Genomic DNA, 15,875 nt, shown 5'->3' on the forward strand with positions numbered 1-15,875 from the left:
AAAAAAAATCAAAATCTCTTAGGGTAGGTTAAAAAGCTCTATTCCACTACAAGTTGACGACAAATAGAAACAGCCAAAAACCGTATAATCTTATGGGTTCACGGCTGTTTTTTACTCCATTCAGCTGCAAAAGCTGATGTTAAAACCGCTCAAAAAATTCTTGGTCATCGACGAATGGAAACAACAATGAACATCTACACGCATGTAGCCGAAAAAGTGAAAATTGAGGAAGCCGGAAAGTACGAGGACTACATGAAAAATGCAAAATCAAAATAAATATCGTCAAAATATCGTCACAAATCGATTTTGAGCATCAAAAAAGGCTCCCAACTGATGAGGTTGAGAGCCTTTGAACGCCCGAAAATCAGCGTTTTGAGAACTGTGGTGCGCGACGTGCGCCTTTGAGTCCGTATTTCTTACGTTCTTTCATTCTTGGGTCACGTGTCAGGAATCCGGCTTTCTTCAGAACAGCGCGGTATTCAGGATCAGCTTCCAGCAATGCGCGGGCAACGCCGTGACGGATTGCTCCGGCTTGGCCTGTGAAGCCGCCGCCTTCTACAGTAACAAGAACATCGTATCTGCCTTCGGTTTCTGTAGCAACGAGCGGTTGTTTCAGAATCGTGCGCAGTGTTTCAAGATTAAAGAATTCATCGGCGTTGCGGCCGTTGATGACAACTTTGCCTTCGCCCGGTACGAGCCTTACGCGAGCGACAGAGCTTTTACGGCGTCCGGTGCCGTAGTATTGAACTTGTGCCATTATCTATTTTCCCTCCCTGATCAACCGCGAAGCGTATAAGCTTCCGGTTGTTGTGCGGCATGCGGATGTTCCGCGCCTTCATAGACATGAAGTTTCAAGAAACTTTTTCTTCCGAGACTGTTGTGCGGCAGCATGCCTTTGATCGTTCTTTCAAGCATGTCGCGCGCGCGTGTTGCACGCATATCTTGTGCGGAGCGTGCTTTGATACCACCTGGGAAACCGGAGTGGTGAATGTATTTTTTCGTCAGCAATTTCTTGCCGGTTAATTCGATTTTGTTTGCATTGATAATGATGACATTGTCGCCACAATCAACATGTGGTGTAAAAGTCGGTTTTGTTTTCCCGCGCAGAATGGCTGCCACTTCACTTGCCAAGCGACCAAGCGTTTGGCCTTCGGCGTCGACAACGAGCCATTTGCGCTCAACATTAGCCGCGTTGGCCATAAAAGTTGTACGCACGTTTATTTCCTCCTCTAAGCAAATCAAACATTGATATTCTTGTCTCATGCGCGACCCACAACCGCACCTGAGATGAGAGTCAAAATTGTCGTGACTCTCTCACCGTTTCAGTCATCTAATTGAGCCAATATCTTTGGGGCTAATAGTGGTCAAATTAGAAATGCCGAAGTATATCTTATAATACTCTTGGCCTAATGTCAAGCTGTCCAAGCAATTTGTTGATCATTCCATTATTTTTCAATAAGTCACTTGCCACAGTGTCAACCCTTGAGGCGGAGCAGTCGCCGACGCCGCCTGCCGGTCACGTCCGGCAATGATCACCGCTACTTGATTTTGCTCTAATTTATGCGTGCCGACATCCAGCAAAGTACCTGTTATAATGCGTACCATCTGATATAAAAATCCGCTGCCGACAACACGAATCACCGTCTCATCATCCTTCTCCTGCTGAACGGATAAATGATAGATCGTTCGCACCTTATCATTCACCTCGGTGTTCGCAGCGCAAAAACAACTAAAATCATGGGTACCAATGATCGCTTCTGCCGCTTGATTCATCGCATCCAGGTCAAGCGGCTGTTTTATATGGGTGGTAAACGCCCTGCGGAACAGATCCGGTTCCGCCCGCACGAGCAAACGGTAACGGTACTCCTTCTTTTTCACATCATATCGGGCGTGAAACTGATCCGGCACTGCTTCTGCCTGACGGATGTAGATGTCGTCCGGAAGGAGACTATTTAAGGCAACAGCCCAACGATCTTCGGGAACACGTAGCGGCGTCTCAAAGTGAAAAACTTGCCCGCGCGCGTGGACACCGGCATCTGTCCGCCCCGACGCGACAATTTTCACGAGTTGACCATGATGCATTCGAGCAAGAGCCGCCTGTATCTCACTCTGTACCGTTCGCTTTCCCGGCTGCACTTGATAGCCATGAAACCGCGAACCGTCATAAGCGACTGTACATTTTATCTTTGTCATGATTCCACCCGCATTATCTTAGTTTCGAACCAGCAGCAACAGAAGCGCGAGCAGAACGATCATTGCGAGAAGTAACGTGTCGCGCCAGGTCCAGCTTAGTTGATGCAGCTTGGTACGCCCCACGTCACCATGATAGCCTCTCGCTTCCATGGCCATCGCCAGATCCTCCGCCCGTTTAAATGCGCCAACGAACAGCGGCACCAGCAACGGAACAATGGCCTTGATCCGACTTTTCAGCGATCCGCTTGTAAAATCCGAACCTCTTGCCGCCTGCGCTTTAATTATTTTTTCAGTTTCTTCAAGCAAGGTCGGTATAAAGCGCAGGGATATTGACATCATCAACGCGAATTCGTGAACCGGCATTTTTAGTTTCTTCAATGGTTTGAGCAGGCTTTCCATGCCATCAGTGATTTCGATTGGCGATGTGGTCAATGTGAGCAGTGTCGTAACAACAATGATCACCAGAATACGAATGGCGATAAAGATTGACTGAAACAAACCATCGGTGGTCACATGCAACCAGCCCCAGCTAAAGAGAACAGTTCCCCCGGACGCAAGAAACAGGTTCAATAGAAAAGTAATCAATACAATGAGAAATACAGAACGCAAACCTCTGTAAATAAATGAAAAGTGCATTTTTGAAAGCATGATGCCCATGAGACAAAACAAAACCATAAGCGCGTTTGTCACCCAGTTATTTGCGAGAAAGACAATGATGACAAAAAGGAACACACTGATTAGCTTCGAACGTGGATCAAGACGATGTACGTAAGAGTCGAGCGGCACATACTGGCCGATGACAAGATTAAACATGGTCCTTCACCCCACCCAAAATTTTGATAATCGCATCCGCAGCCTCATTAATCGTAAAGGCAGGAATCGTCTCCTTTTTTCCCGCTCGATCAAGCACCCTATTGAGAAATTCCATCGTTTCGGGAATATCGAGACCGACTTTTCGCAGCTGATCGACCTGTGAAAATATTCTCTCCGGCGCCCCTGCCATGAGCGGCTTTCCGCCATCCATGACGATGACTTGATCCGAATAGTTTGCCGCATCACTCATGTTATGTGTCACCATGACAATCGTCAGATTTAAACGTTCATGAAGATCTTTAAACAGTGAGAGGATCTCTTCTCTCCCCATTGGATCGAGCCCCGCGGTCGGTTCATCCAGTATAACCACCTGCGGACGAACAGCAAGCACACCGGCGATGGCGACGCGGCGCATCTGTCCGCCGCTAAGATCAAAAGGTGAACGATGCCAAAGCTGCGAAGGGAGTCCAACGAGCTGCAGGCACTCTTCCGCACGTTTTGTCGCTTCCGCTTCGGAAACGCCGAAATTCATCGGTCCGAAACATACATCTTTAATAATTGTCTCTTCAAACAATTGGTGTTCCGGGTATTGGAAAACAAAACCTACTTTTTCCCGCAACGCTTTAAGATTTTGCTTCTTTTCATTCGCGCGAATGACAAAATCGCCTACTGTAATTCTCCCTGCAGAAGGCTTTAGAATTCCATTTATATGTTGTACAAGCGTGGACTTGCCCGATCCTGTGTGACCAATAATTGATGTAAACGAACCAGATGGAATGTGAATGCTGACATTATCAAGGGCTCGTTTCTCAAATGGGGTCTTTCGGCCATACACATGAGTTACTTGCTCGAATGTAATGTCCATAGTTCATCCACCAACTCTTCTTGGAATAATGCGGTGTCCGATAATGGAACACCTTTTGCACGCAGTTCGTTACGCATTTTCACCGTGAAAGGCAAATCCAACCCTACTTTTCTAAGTAAGTCAGCCGATTTGAATAGATCACGCGGCTTTCCTTCACGGATCATTTGCCCTTCGTTCATGACAAGCAGACGATCGGAATGAATGGCCTCTTCAAGGTCGTGAGTGATCGAAATTACGGTCAGATGATGCTTTTTATTCAACGCACGCACCGTCTGGATAATTTCCTTACGCCCCTCGGGATCGAGCATTGACGTTGCCTCATCCATGATAATAATTAATGGCTGAAGCGCCACAATTCCTGCGATCGCGACACGCTGTTTCTGTCCGCCGGAAAGACGGTAAGGCTCGCTCTTTGCGAAATCATCCATTTTGACAAGACGCAGTGCTTCAGACAAGCGCTCCTTCATGACTTCGCGCGATACGCCGTGGTTCTCCATACCAAATGCGACATCATCCTGTACGGTTGCACCGACAAATTGGTTGTCCGGATTTTGAAAAACCATCCCGACTAATCGCCGCACTTCCCATATGGCCTCTTCATCCGAAGTCGTGTAACCTCCGACCTTCACAGTCCCTTTTTGCGGCAGGATCAGTCCGTTTAGACATTTTGCCAGGGTTGATTTCCCCGAACCGTTATGCCCGACTATTGACAACCATTCACCTTTATTTACCGTAAAATTGATATCTTTTAACACGAATGGATGCTCGTCAGAATAGCGATAAGATAAATCGCTCACTTCAATGATTTTCTCCATTTAATGCCTCCACTCCTCTCGAACGCGCATGCCGACTATTCTTCTATGTACAAACGAATAGACTGGCTATCCGCCTCTCTTCTCTTCTCAAATTACTCGCCTAACGCATTATAGACGACCTCAAAAACAAGTATAACGGACAACTGTACTTTTAAAAGCTTTCGCAGGATGCGATGGCTTTCGCGTTACATACAGGACGTACTTTCGCAGAACGTGTGCATCTTTAGCGAAAGTTTCCTTATTGTCGGGCCGCTTATACTATAATCCACTGACTTTTAAACTTTCTTATAGTATAAAAAAAGGCAGAAATCCAAGCTCATGCGAACCCGGCTCCTGCCTCTCGTAAAACACTGATTATTTAACCAGCTCAATGATTGCCATTTCGGCGCCGTCGCCTTTGCGGGGGCCAACTTTAAGAATACGTGTGTATCCGCCCTGACGCTCTGCATAACGCTTTGCAACATCATCAAACAGTTTCTGAACCGCATCCTGACGCTCTTCCTTAGCCGCTTCCAGATCCACAATTTCATTGCGGACAAAAGCTGCAACCTGACGGCGAGCGTGCAGATCACCACGTTTTGCCAACGTAATCATCTTTTCAACGATCGGCCGAAGCGCTTTTGCTTTGGAATGCGTTGTCTGAATGCGTTCGTTAATAATCAAGTCGGTCGCTAGATCGCGGAACAGCGCCTTCCTCGCAGCTGAATCCCGGCCCAATTTTGCATATGCCATTTACTTGTACCTCCTTTATTCCTGCCTTGAATCTTTCTTTTTTGCGCAAAAAAGAAAAATAATCCCTTGTCTACTAACTGGTTACTCTTCGATTCTCAGCCCAAGGCCAAGGTCATGCAGCTTTTCTTCAACTTCTTCAAGAGACTTGCGTCCAAGATTCCGAACCTTCATCATGTCTTCTTCACTCTTCTGGGTCAGTTCTTGAACTGTATTGATTCCGGCGCGTTTCAAACAATTGTAAGACCTTACAGAAAGATCAAGCTCTTCAATCGTCATTTCAAGCACTTTTTCTTTCTTGTCTTCTTCTTTCTCGATCATGATCTCAGCTTTTTGCGCTTGATCAGTCAAACCGACAAAGATATTAAGATGTTCAGTCAGAATTTTGGCACCCAAAGCAATTGCCTCTTCCGGACGGATGCTTCCATCTGTCCAGACATCAAGCGTCAGCTTATCGTAGTTAGCCACCTGACCGACTCTGGTCTTCTCCACTTGATAGTTCACACGTGTGATCGGTGTGTAAATTGAATCAATCGGAATGACGGCAATCGGCAGGTCTTCGGATTTGTTCCCTTCGGCAGGTACATAGCCGCGACCTTTCTTAGCAATCATTCTCACATGGAAGTGAGCGCCTTCGTCAAGCGTCGCAATTTCCAACTCAGGATTCAGAATTTCCACATCACTGTCGTGAACAATATCGGCAGCTGTTACTTTTCCGGATCTCTGAACGTCAATTTCCAATGTCTTCTCTTCATCCGAATAAAGCTTCAAGCAAAGCTTTTTGATATTCAGGATGATTGCCGTTACATCTTCCACAACGCCTTCAATGGTAGAAAATTCATGAAGCACAGTGTCAAACTGTACCGTTGTTACAGCCGCGCCTGGGAGGGATGAAAGTAAAATTCGACGTAAAGAATTACCCAGAGTCGTGCCGTATCCACGTTCGAGCGGTTCAACAACAAACTTCCCGTAACTTCCGTCGTCTGCTATTTCAACCGTGTCGATCTTTGGCTTTTCGATCTCAATCATCAAATATAAACCCTCCTTCAAAACGTCGATACTTTGGTCAGCGCGCGTTGGCCAAAGTGTTTAATTACCCACTTCATAGGGCTTACGGCGTGCTTCTCAGATCGGTGTACACGTTTAGTCATAGTTGCATTATTAACAGATTAATAGCGAGCTATACAATCAAACGCGACGACGTTTCGGAGGACGGCAACCGTTGTGAGGAACCGGAGTAACGTCGCGGATTGTGGTCACTTCAAGTCCAACTGCCTGAAGCGCACGAATTGCGGCTTCACGACCGGCACCTGGTCCTTTGACGGATACTTCAACACTCTTCATACCGCTGTCCATTGCGTTTTTACCTGCCGCTTCCGCTGCAGTTTGAGCCGCGAAAGGAGTAGATTTCCTAGAGCCTTTGAAACCAAGGCCGCCTGCACTTGCCCAAGAAATCGCATTTCCGTGCGGATCAGTAATGGTCACAATTGTGTTATTGAATGTCGAACGGATATGTGCCACCCCGTTTTCGACATTTCTTTTAACCCGGCGTTTACGCGTACGTTGTTGTGCTTTTGCCATAAATGTTTAACCCTCCTTTACTTATTTCTTTTTGCCAGCCATCGTACGCTTTGGACCTTTACGCGTACGTGAGTTGTTTTTTGTGTTTTGTCCGCGAACCGGCAGACCTCTGCGGTGGCGGATGCCTCTATATGAACCAATTTCAATAAGCCTCTTGATATTCAGAGAAACTTCGCGGCGAAGATCGCCTTCAACGCGATAGTGGTCAACCACTTCACGAATGCGTGTCTGTTCTTCTTCAGTCAGGTCACGCACACGTGTGTCTTCGGAAACGTTAGCCTCAGCCAAAATTTTCTTAGCTGTTGCCGGGCCAATTCCGAAGATGTAAGTTAGAGAAATAACCACGCGTTTTTCTCTTGGAATGTCGATACCTGCAATACGAGCCATACGTCAGAGCACCTCCTTTTTAACCTTGTCTTTGTTTATGTTTTGGATTTTCACAAATCACCATGACAACACCTTTACGGCGGACAATCTTACATTTTTCACAAATTTTCTTTACTGATGGTCTTACTTTCATTATTGAACCCTCCTTATACACCGCAGAGCAATTATTTATGCCTGAACGTAATGCGGCCGCGTGACACATCATATGGCGACAACTCGACCGTTACTTTATCTCCCGGTAAGATACGAATAAAGTGCATACGAATCTTCCCGGATACATGAGCTAAAATCTTATGGCCATTCTCCAATTCCACACGAAACATTGCATTCGGCAGTGGTTCGATAACGGTGCCTTCAACTTCAATGACATCTTCCTTAGCCATCGGCTGACTCACCCTTCCTCTTGTTACTGATTTCTCCATCCAAATAATGTGCGATAGCGAAACGCAGCTTTCCGTTTGTTACGCGTCCAATGTCGCGCAGACTTTTCTGTACTTCGACAGATATATGTGATTGAAGTTCAAGATGGCTGATGTTCTTCTTCTTCGCATTGTCAAACTTTCTCTTGTCACCATCCGCAATTTCAACAAAACGATGATCGATAAGCCGCACAATGACAAAATAAGAACCCGATTCTTTTCCCTTCAGCACGCGGACGAGCTGACCGGGAACAGGTAAAGGGGCTTGATCACTACCCATCAATCATCACCTTCACTTATTGCTTTGTCAAGATTTCATTTCCATTTTCCGTAATCACGATCGTGTGTTCATAATGAGCACAATTTCTTCCATCCTGAGTCATCAGAGTCCAATCATCGTCTCCAACCATCCAGATATCACGACTGCCTTCGTTAACCAAAGGTTCAATCGCCAGCACCATTCCAGGTTTCAATATCGGACCCCGACCGGGCCGACCGTAATTTGGCACATCCGGCGCTTCATGAAGATCATGTCCAACACCATGACCGGTCAATTCACGTACGACAGAAAATCCATTTGACTCGGCATATCTTTGAACCGCATGAGAGATATTGGATAGCCGCGTTCCAGGCTTTGCTTCATCAATTCCCTTGTAAAGCGATTCTTCCGTCGTTTCCAAAAGCCTTCGGGTCGTTTCAGAAATCGTGCCCACAGGGAAAGTCCAGGCGGAGTCTGCATGAAAGTCTTCATACTTGGCACCAATATCGATACTGATAATGTCTCCGTCCTGCAAAACATAGGAACCAGGAATACCATGGGCCAACTGATCGTTGACGGATGTACAGATACTGTTTGTAAAACCATCATATCCTTTGAACGATGGTTCAGCTCCAGCACTCCTTATCAAGCGCTCTGCCAGCGTATCGAGTTCAATCGTCGATATACCGGGACGAATAGCCTGGCTCAAGCTTTTCAATGTTTGAGCCACTATTTTCCCCGCTATGCGGATTCTGCTCAATTCCTCAATCGTCTTCCGCGTGATCACTTTGTGAGAACGCCCAAGATCTCTGAAACTTCCTGGAAAACATCATCGATCTGCTGATCTCCATTAATTGTTTTCAAAGATCCCTTCGCTTCATAAAAGTCGAGCAGTGGTTGCTGTTGGCTCATATTTACTTGCAGTCGTTCGTGTACCGTTGCTTCGTTGTCATCCGCGCGTTGTTTCAAAGCGCCGCCACATTTGTCGCAAACGCCCTCTTTCGCAGGAGGATTAAACGTCAAATGGTATGTCGCTCCGCACTCGGAACAGATTCTGCGACCCGTAAGCCGAGTAAGCAGTTTCTCAGGATCAACACGAATATAAAGAACTGCATCAATCTTCTTTCCTTTTTCCGACATCATCTGATCAAGCGCTTCTGCCTGCTCAACCGTCCGCGGGAAACCGTCCAGAAGAAAGCCTTTATCCGTATCGCTCTCGGACAAGCGTTCATTAACAATACCGATCGTCACTTCATCAGGAACAAGTGCGCCTTGATCAATAAAAGACTTCGCTTTTTTTCCTAATGGTGTGCCGCCCTTAATTGCCGCACGAAACATGTCACCTGTTGAAATATGAGGATAACCGAACTTATCAACAATTTGCTCCGCCTGTGTACCCTTACCAGCACCAGGCAGTCCCATTAAAATAAGGTTCATTGTATTCCTCCTGACTCGTTCACTGCAAGCAGCCTTACCTTTTTCTAATAAAGCCTTGATAGTTTTTCTTAATCAATTGGCTTTCAATACGTTTCATTGTATCAAGCGCAACCCCGACAACAATCAGCAAACTCGTTCCGCCTATTCTGGCGCTTGTCGGCAAATCGCCTAACTCGCCAAACACGATCGGAAGCAATGATATAACTGAAAGGAAAATGGCGCCGAGGAAAGTCAGACGATAGAGAATTTTAGTAATGTAATTCTCCGTACTCTTTCCAGGACGAATTCCTGGAATATAACCGCCCTGCTCACCAAGATTTTTCGCCATTTTCTCAGGATTAACCTGAACAAACGTGTAGAAATAGGTAAAGGCAATGATCAATGCCGCGTAAATGATCATTCCGTAAACCGTTGAATAGTCGAACACGCGAATAATCCACGCGGTCACATTATTCTGCGGAAAGAAGCGAGCAATCGTTGGCGGTGTAATCATCAGTGAAATTGCGAAGATTACTGGAATGACACCGGCAGCATTCACCTTAATCGGCAAATGTGTTGGTTCCACACTGTATGTCTTCGTTCCAATTGTCCGTTTCGCATATTGAATCGGAATCTTTCGCATCCCTTGCTGTACAAAGATGGTTCCAACAACAATAAGCAAAACAATAAAGACAATGGCAAGCAATCCAAGTACTTCCATAAATGTGTTGGTTGACGAAGCAAACCGCTGAGCGTAAATTTGGCTGACAGCAGTAGGGATACGGGCAACAATTCCAGCAAAGATAATAATGGAAATGCCGTTGCCTACGCCATAAGCGGTAATCTGATCACCCAGCCATACGAGAAAAGCCGTACCAGTTGTCAGTACCAATGCAATGATCAGAAAGGTCCAGATGGTTGGATTGCTAACCAACCCTTGGTAATTGTTACTGAACGTGTAGGAAAGTCCGAGTGCTTCGATAAATCCTAAACCAATCGTCCCATACCTAGTCAGCTGATTCAGCTTGCGCCTTCCCATTTCCCCTTGTTTTGACCATTCTGTCAGCTTTGGCACAACATCCATTTGCAGCAGCTGCACAATAATCGATGCCGTGATGTATGGCATAATGCCCATGGAGAAAATAGAGAAATTCTCCAATGCGCCGCCGCCAAAGGTGTTAAACAAGCCGAAGGCACTTGAATCGCTGAAATTGATCAGCTCTGTATTAATATCCGGAACGGGAATGAATGTCCCGATCCGAAATATAATGAGCATAAGCAGTGTGAATACTATTTTTCGGCGAATTTCGGCTTCTCGCCACATACTGGAAAGCACTTGAAACATCAGATCACCTCAATGTTTCCGCCGGCAGCTTCAATTGCTTCTTTGGCAGAAGCAGAGAATTTATGCGCCTTAACTGTCAATTTCGTTTCAAGCTTACCTTCACCCAAAACTTTAACGCCATCATTTAATTTCCGGATTACTCGAGTTTCAAGCAACAGTTCCGGAGTAATTTCCGTTCCGTCTTCGAAACGATTCAGCTTGTCAACGTTAATCACTGCATAGATTTTGCGAGTCGGGTTTTTAAAGCCCTTCTTTGGCAATCTCTGAAGCAATGGATTCTGTCCGCCTTCAAAACCGAGACGTACCCTGCCGCCTGAACGGGATTTCTGTCCTTTTTGTCCTCGACCAGATGTTTTGCCAAGTCCTGAACCGTAGCCGCGTCCTACTCTCTTGCGGGTAAATCGAGAACCTTCAGCTGGTTTCAATTCATGGAGTTTCATCTTGGCACCTCCTTATTCTCAATTTCGTTCACAATCAATCATTAAGTTCGCGTACTGCCAAAAGGTGGGATACCTTATTGATCATGCCGCGAATTGCCGGATTATCATCTTGCACAACTGTTTGATAAGTTTTTCTAAGGCCAAGCGTTCTTACCGTCACGCGTTGTGATTCAGGACGTCCGATCACACTATGTTTGAGGGTAATTTCCAATTTTTTAGCCAATCCTGTTCCCTCCTTATCCGAGCAGTTCTTCTACTGATTTGCCACGCAGCTTTGCCACTTGTTCAACGCGTTTCAGGCTTTGCAAGCCTTCAACGGTTGCGCGAACCATGTTAATCGGATTGTTAGATCCGAGAGACTTAGAAAGAATGTCACCCAGTCCTGACAATTCGAGTACGGCGCGGACAGGGCCGCCGGCAATGATTCCGGTACCTTCGGAAGCGGGTTTAAGCAATACGCTGCCGGCTCCTGAATGACCTGTTATTTGATGAGGAATGGTTGTGTTCACGATCGGAACATTGAATACATTCTTCTTTGCGTCCTCAATCGCTTTGCGAATGGCTTCAGGCACTTCGTGAGCTTTTCCCTGACCATAACCTACATTACCTTTTTTGTCGCCAACAACAACCAGCGCTGAAAAACGGAACCTGCGTCCGCCTTTAACTACTTTCGCTACGCGGTTAATCGTTACGACGCGTTCTTCAAATTCTGATTTATTGCGATCATTATTAGCCATGGATTCCCCTCCTTAATTTTAAAATTTAAGTCCTGCTTCTCGGGCGCCTTCGGCTACAGCCTTGACACGTCCGTGATAGATATAACCACTGCGGTCAAATACTACCGCACTAATTCCCTTTTCAATGGCACGTTCGCCGATCATTGCGCCAACTTTCTTAGCCGCTGCAACATCGCTGCCTTTTTCAAGATCAAATGCTTTGTCAATCGATGAAGAGGAAGCAATGGTTACACCCTTCGCATCATCAATCAACTGCGCATAAATATTCTTAGAAGAACGAAAAACGTTCAAACGCGGACGTTCTGCAGTACCCACGATGCGGTGACGTACATGAAGATGTCTCTTCTGACGAAGCGCGTTTTTGTCTCTTTTGGTAATCATACAGTCTGTCGCTCCTTTCTAGTAAAAGTTGAATGAAATTACTTACCTGTTTTACCTTCCTTGCGACGCACTTTTTCGCCTTCATAGCGAATTCCTTTACCTTTATAAGGCTCAGGAGCGCGAACGGAACGAATATTTGCGGCAACTTCACCGACACGCTGTTTGTCGATTCCAATAACGGAAATTTTGTTGTTGCCTTCAACAGCGAGTTCAATTCCTTCTTCAGGAACGATTTCTACCGGATGAGAATAGCCGACATTCAGAACCAAGTTCTTGCCTTGTTTGTTAGCACGGTAACCGACGCCGACCAGTTCCAAATTCTTAGTGAAACCCTTTGTCACGCCTTCGACCATATTGCTAATCAAACTGCTTGTCGTACCGTGCAAAGCGCGGTGCTGGTTTGAATCGTCAGGTCGTTCAACTTTCACTTCACTGTTTTCCTGTTTGATGATCATATCCGGATGGAATTTCCGGGATAGTTCACCCTTAGGACCCTTGACCGTTACAGTCTGGGCTTCAATTGTAACCGTCACACCATCAGGAATGGCTGTCGGTCTTAATCCTATACGAGACATTAAGACACCTCCAATCTTGTTTACTGATTACCAAATGTATGCAAGCACTTCTCCGCCAACTTTTTGTTGACGTGCTTCTTTGTCCGTAATAATACCTTTTGATGTTGACACAAGCGCAATACCGAGACCGCCAAGAACTTTCGGCACCTCGTCTGCCTTCGCATAAACGCGAAGACCCGGCTTGCTAATTCTTTTCAATCCGGAAATAACGCGTTCTTTATTGCCGCTGTATTTCAGAATCAGTCGAAGCACACCTTGTTTGTTATCTTCAATATACTCAACTTCTTTAATGAATCCTTCGCGTTTCAGGATCTCAGCGATTTCCTTCTTGATTCTGGAACCTGGCAACTCAATCTGTTCGTGACGAACAATATTGGCGTTACGAATGCGGGTCAGCATATCTGCAATCGGATCTGTCATGACCATGCAAATCGACCTCCTTCCCTATCACTTAAAATTTTACCAACTAGCTTTTCTAACACCTGGGATTTGTCCTTTATGGGCAAGTTCGCGAAAACAAATTCTGCATAATTTGAATTTCCTAAGAACCGAATGAGGACGTCCGCAGCGTTCACAGCGTGTGTATTCCTGCACTTTGAATTTTTTTGGGCGATGTGACGAAACAAGCATTGATTTTTTTGCCAAAATTCATATCCTCCTTGCGATTATTTTTTAACGAACGGCATGCCTAGCAACGCAAGCAATTCTGCGGCTTCTTCATCAGTGTTGGCAGACGTTACAATAACGATGTCCATACCGCGTACTTTATCGATTTTATCATAGTCAATTTCAGGGAAAATCAATTGTTCGCGGATACCCAGCGTATAGTTGCCGCGGCCGTCAAATGCTTTCTTTGAAACGCCACGGAAATCACGTACACGGGGAAGGGCAACAGTAACCAGCTTATCAAGAAAATCATACATGCGGTCTTTTCTAAGCGTTACCTTTGTACCAATCGCAACACCTTCACGAAGCTTGAATGCGGCGATTGATTTTTTTGCGCGTGTGATCACCGGTTTTTGGCCTGACAATGCGGTCAAATCTTCAACCGCACTATCTAAAGCCTTAGAGTTATGAACAGCTTCACCAACACCCATATTAATGACTACTTTTTGGATTGCTGGTACCTGCATAACAGATGTATAGTTAAACTTTTCAATTAAAGCCGGGACAACTTCCTTGTCGTACTTCTCTTTAAAACGGCTCATGTGTTTACCTCCTTTCACAGACAATCGGCTTACTCAATAATTTCGCCGGATTTTTTAGATACACGAACTTTTTTTCCGTCTACTATCTTGCTACCTACACGTGTAGGTTCATTTGTTTTTGGATCAAGCAGCATAACATTTGATACGTGAATAGGCGCCTCATGTTCGAGGATGCCGCCTTGCGGAGCTGCCTGGCTTGGTTTTGAATGTTTCTTGATGATATTTACACCTTCAACAAGCACTCGTTCCTTTGCCGGATAAGCTGCAAGGATCACACCTTGTTTGCCTTTATCCTTACCGGAAATGACTTGAACCTTGTCGCCTTTTTTCACATGCAATTTTGCCATGTTAAATGCCACCTCCTTTTCCTGACCATTCAGAATTACAATACTTCCGGTGCGAGAGACACGATTTTCATAAATTGTCCGTCACGCAATTCACGGGCAACCGGCCCAAAGATACGCGTGCCGCGAGGACTTTTGTCTTCTTTAATTAATACAACGGCATTTTCATCAAAACGGATGTAAGAACCATCATTACGTCTTACGCCATGTTTTGTGCGAACAACGACAGCTCGAACAACTTCGCCTTTCTTAACAACGCCACCTGGTGTTGCTTGTTTAACCGTAGCAACGATAAGATCACCAATATTAGCGGTCTTGCGGCCGGATCCGCCCAACACTTTGATGGTAAGAACTTCACGGGCACCTGAGTTGTCGGCAACTTTCAAACGGCTTTCCTGCTGAATCATAAAGTACAACCTCCCTTCGATCTTCGAACATGCTCGACAGATCAGATAATAACGGATTCCTCAACGATCTTCACAAGACGAAAACGTTTATCTTTAGAAAGTGGGCGAGTTTCAATGATTTCAACGATATCGCCGACTTTAGCTTGATTATTTTCATCATGCGCTTTGAATCTCTTGGAATACTTCACGTGCTTTCCATAGAGACGGTGGTTTTTGTAAGTCTCAACAAGTACAGTAATGGTTTTTTCCATTTTGTCTGAGACAACACGACCAACCAGAACCTTACGTGCGTTCTTGCGTGTTTCTTCTGCCATTTGCGATAACCTCCTTCTCAGCCGTTTTGAACATTCAATTCACGTTCACGCAAAATCGTCTTTGCGCGAGCAATGGATTTGCGGACTTCACGAATGCGAGCCGGATTTTCCAATTGTCCGGTAGCGAGCTGGAAACGCAGATTAAATAATTCTTCTTTCAAAGACTTAACGTTTTTTTCAACTTCAGCAGTGGTCAAATTACGAATATCCTCAGCCTTCATTTGCGTCACCACCCACTTCTTCGCGTTTCACGATTTTCGTTTTAATAGGCAATTTATGGCTTGCAAGTCTTAAAGCCTCGTTTGCCACTTCTTCACTAATGCCACCGACTTCAAATAATACACGGCCGGGCTTTACAACAGCTACCCATCCTTCAGGAGCACCTTTACCGGAACCCATTCGGACATCAAGAGGTTTCTTTGTATATGATTTTTGCGGGAAAATCTTAATCCATACTTTTCCGCCACGTTTCATAAAACGCGTCATAGCAATACGAGCGGCTTCAATTTGACGGCTGCTGATCCATGCGGATTCAAGTGCCTGCAAACCGTATTCGCCGAACGTTACCGAAGCGCCGCCTTTTGTCTGACCACGCATTCTTCCTCGATGCTGTCTACGATACTTTGTACGTTTAGGCATTAACATAA

General features: G+C 45.6%; 29 protein-coding genes. All 29 read right to left on the reverse strand.

What is annotated here, in order from left to right; all coding sequences use genetic code 11:
* Positions 1-364: 364 nt before the first annotated feature.
* The 29 genes from rpsI to rplP all read right to left on the reverse strand — a co-directional run bounded on the left by rpsI (position 365) and on the right by rplP (position 15,873).
* A complete protein-coding gene (rpsI, locus tag ABWW58_RS16445; RefSeq protein ID WP_353870161.1) occupies positions 365-757 on the reverse strand; it encodes a 30S ribosomal protein S9 in 393 nt (130 codons plus the stop codon).
* Between the two features lie 20 nt (positions 758-777).
* Positions 778-1,215 carry a 50S ribosomal protein L13 gene (gene rplM / locus ABWW58_RS16450; protein ID WP_093674167.1) on the reverse strand — a complete coding sequence of 146 codons (438 nt, stop codon included), beginning with the start codon at positions 1,213-1,215 and terminating at the stop codon, positions 778-780.
* Positions 1,216-1,452: 237 nt separating this feature from the next.
* Complete coding sequence (gene truA, locus ABWW58_RS16455) at positions 1,453-2,193, reverse strand: tRNA pseudouridine(38-40) synthase TruA (RefSeq protein WP_353870162.1); 741 nt, start codon at positions 2,191-2,193, stop codon at positions 1,453-1,455.
* An 18-nt stretch (positions 2,194-2,211) separates the two neighbouring features.
* The gene (locus tag ABWW58_RS16460) at positions 2,212-3,006 is read right to left on the reverse strand and encodes an energy-coupling factor transporter transmembrane component T family protein (protein WP_353870163.1); all 795 of its coding nucleotides are present in this window, start codon (positions 3,004-3,006) and stop codon (positions 2,212-2,214) included.
* Entirely contained in the window at positions 2,999-3,871 is an 873-nt protein-coding gene (locus ABWW58_RS16465; protein ID WP_353870164.1) for an energy-coupling factor ABC transporter ATP-binding protein, read from the reverse strand. The genes ABWW58_RS16460 and ABWW58_RS16465 overlap by 8 nt, the downstream gene beginning before the upstream one ends.
* On the reverse strand, positions 3,847-4,686 hold the full coding sequence (locus ABWW58_RS16470) for an energy-coupling factor ABC transporter ATP-binding protein (RefSeq protein WP_353870165.1): 840 nt from the start codon (positions 4,684-4,686) through the stop codon (positions 3,847-3,849). The genes ABWW58_RS16465 and ABWW58_RS16470 overlap by 25 nt, the downstream gene beginning before the upstream one ends.
* A 354-nt stretch (positions 4,687-5,040) precedes the next feature.
* On the reverse strand, positions 5,041-5,418 hold the full coding sequence (rplQ, locus tag ABWW58_RS16475) for a 50S ribosomal protein L17 (protein ID WP_093674157.1): 378 nt from the start codon (positions 5,416-5,418) through the stop codon (positions 5,041-5,043).
* 81 nt (positions 5,419-5,499) lie between these two features.
* On the reverse strand, positions 5,500-6,444 hold the full coding sequence (locus ABWW58_RS16480) for a DNA-directed RNA polymerase subunit alpha (protein ID WP_353870166.1): 945 nt from the start codon (positions 6,442-6,444) through the stop codon (positions 5,500-5,502).
* 159 nt (positions 6,445-6,603) lie between these two features.
* Positions 6,604-6,996: a 30S ribosomal protein S11 gene (gene rpsK / locus ABWW58_RS16485; RefSeq protein WP_093674153.1), complete on the reverse strand. Its 393-nt coding sequence runs from the start codon at positions 6,994-6,996 to the stop codon at positions 6,604-6,606.
* Positions 6,997-7,017: 21 nt separating this feature from the next.
* Positions 7,018-7,383 carry a 30S ribosomal protein S13 gene (gene rpsM / locus ABWW58_RS16490; RefSeq protein WP_023511433.1) on the reverse strand — a complete coding sequence of 122 codons (366 nt, stop codon included), beginning with the start codon at positions 7,381-7,383 and terminating at the stop codon, positions 7,018-7,020.
* 19 nt (positions 7,384-7,402) lie between these two features.
* On the reverse strand, positions 7,403-7,516 hold the full coding sequence (rpmJ, locus tag ABWW58_RS16495; protein ID WP_023511434.1) for a 50S ribosomal protein L36: 114 nt from the start codon (positions 7,514-7,516) through the stop codon (positions 7,403-7,405).
* A gap of 31 nt (positions 7,517-7,547) precedes the next feature.
* Positions 7,548-7,766: a translation initiation factor IF-1 gene (gene infA, locus ABWW58_RS16500; protein WP_010024579.1), complete on the reverse strand. Its 219-nt coding sequence runs from the start codon at positions 7,764-7,766 to the stop codon at positions 7,548-7,550.
* On the reverse strand, positions 7,759-8,082 hold the full coding sequence (locus ABWW58_RS16505; RefSeq protein WP_353870167.1) for a KOW domain-containing RNA-binding protein: 324 nt from the start codon (positions 8,080-8,082) through the stop codon (positions 7,759-7,761). Before ABWW58_RS16505 ends, infA begins: the two co-directional genes overlap by 8 nt.
* Before the next feature lie 16 nt (positions 8,083-8,098).
* On the reverse strand, positions 8,099-8,848 hold the full coding sequence (gene map / locus ABWW58_RS16510; protein WP_353870168.1) for a type I methionyl aminopeptidase: 750 nt from the start codon (positions 8,846-8,848) through the stop codon (positions 8,099-8,101).
* A complete protein-coding gene (locus ABWW58_RS16515) occupies positions 8,845-9,498 on the reverse strand; it encodes an adenylate kinase (RefSeq protein WP_353870169.1) in 654 nt (217 codons plus the stop codon). The genes map and ABWW58_RS16515 overlap by 4 nt, the downstream gene beginning before the upstream one ends.
* Before the next feature lie 34 nt (positions 9,499-9,532).
* Positions 9,533-10,822 (reverse strand): preprotein translocase subunit SecY, encoded by a 1,290-nt coding sequence (secY, locus tag ABWW58_RS16520; protein WP_353870170.1) that lies wholly within the window; start codon positions 10,820-10,822, stop codon positions 9,533-9,535.
* The gene (gene rplO / locus ABWW58_RS16525; protein ID WP_093674143.1) at positions 10,822-11,262 is read right to left on the reverse strand and encodes a 50S ribosomal protein L15; all 441 of its coding nucleotides are present in this window, start codon (positions 11,260-11,262) and stop codon (positions 10,822-10,824) included. The genes secY and rplO overlap by 1 nt, the downstream gene beginning before the upstream one ends.
* Before the next feature lie 34 nt (positions 11,263-11,296).
* Entirely contained in the window at positions 11,297-11,485 is a 189-nt protein-coding gene (gene rpmD, locus ABWW58_RS16530; RefSeq protein ID WP_093674141.1) for a 50S ribosomal protein L30, read from the reverse strand.
* 13 nt (positions 11,486-11,498) lie between these two features.
* A complete protein-coding gene (gene rpsE, locus ABWW58_RS16535) occupies positions 11,499-11,999 on the reverse strand; it encodes a 30S ribosomal protein S5 (protein WP_093674139.1) in 501 nt (166 codons plus the stop codon).
* An 18-nt stretch (positions 12,000-12,017) separates the two neighbouring features.
* Positions 12,018-12,380 (reverse strand): 50S ribosomal protein L18, encoded by a 363-nt coding sequence (rplR, locus tag ABWW58_RS16540; protein WP_353870171.1) that lies wholly within the window; start codon positions 12,378-12,380, stop codon positions 12,018-12,020.
* Between the two features lie 38 nt (positions 12,381-12,418).
* Complete coding sequence (gene rplF / locus ABWW58_RS16545; RefSeq protein WP_353870172.1) at positions 12,419-12,955, reverse strand: 50S ribosomal protein L6; 537 nt, start codon at positions 12,953-12,955, stop codon at positions 12,419-12,421.
* 27 nt (positions 12,956-12,982) lie between these two features.
* Positions 12,983-13,381 (reverse strand): 30S ribosomal protein S8, encoded by a 399-nt coding sequence (gene rpsH / locus ABWW58_RS16550; protein WP_353870173.1) that lies wholly within the window; start codon positions 13,379-13,381, stop codon positions 12,983-12,985.
* Between the two features lie 33 nt (positions 13,382-13,414).
* Positions 13,415-13,600: a type Z 30S ribosomal protein S14 gene (locus ABWW58_RS16555; protein WP_093674131.1), complete on the reverse strand. Its 186-nt coding sequence runs from the start codon at positions 13,598-13,600 to the stop codon at positions 13,415-13,417.
* 20 nt (positions 13,601-13,620) lie between these two features.
* Positions 13,621-14,163, reverse strand: coding sequence for a 50S ribosomal protein L5 (gene rplE / locus ABWW58_RS16560; RefSeq protein ID WP_353870174.1), 543 nt, complete (start codon positions 14,161-14,163; stop codon positions 13,621-13,623).
* Between the two features lie 29 nt (positions 14,164-14,192).
* A complete protein-coding gene (gene rplX, locus ABWW58_RS16565) occupies positions 14,193-14,501 on the reverse strand; it encodes a 50S ribosomal protein L24 (RefSeq protein WP_353870195.1) in 309 nt (102 codons plus the stop codon).
* A 44-nt stretch (positions 14,502-14,545) separates the two neighbouring features.
* A complete protein-coding gene (gene rplN / locus ABWW58_RS16570; RefSeq protein WP_093674127.1) occupies positions 14,546-14,914 on the reverse strand; it encodes a 50S ribosomal protein L14 in 369 nt (122 codons plus the stop codon).
* A gap of 41 nt (positions 14,915-14,955) precedes the next feature.
* Complete coding sequence (rpsQ, locus tag ABWW58_RS16575; RefSeq protein ID WP_093674125.1) at positions 14,956-15,228, reverse strand: 30S ribosomal protein S17; 273 nt, start codon at positions 15,226-15,228, stop codon at positions 14,956-14,958.
* Between the two features lie 17 nt (positions 15,229-15,245).
* Entirely contained in the window at positions 15,246-15,449 is a 204-nt protein-coding gene (rpmC, locus tag ABWW58_RS16580) for a 50S ribosomal protein L29 (RefSeq protein WP_093674123.1), read from the reverse strand.
* Positions 15,439-15,873: a 50S ribosomal protein L16 gene (gene rplP, locus ABWW58_RS16585; RefSeq protein WP_353870175.1), complete on the reverse strand. Its 435-nt coding sequence runs from the start codon at positions 15,871-15,873 to the stop codon at positions 15,439-15,441. The genes rpmC and rplP overlap by 11 nt, the downstream gene beginning before the upstream one ends.
* Positions 15,874-15,875 lie beyond the last annotated feature (2 nt).

The sequence above is a fragment of the Sporolactobacillus caesalpiniae genome (assembly GCF_040513385.1).
Classification (GTDB): domain Bacteria; phylum Bacillota; class Bacilli; order Bacillales; family Sporolactobacillaceae; genus Sporolactobacillus.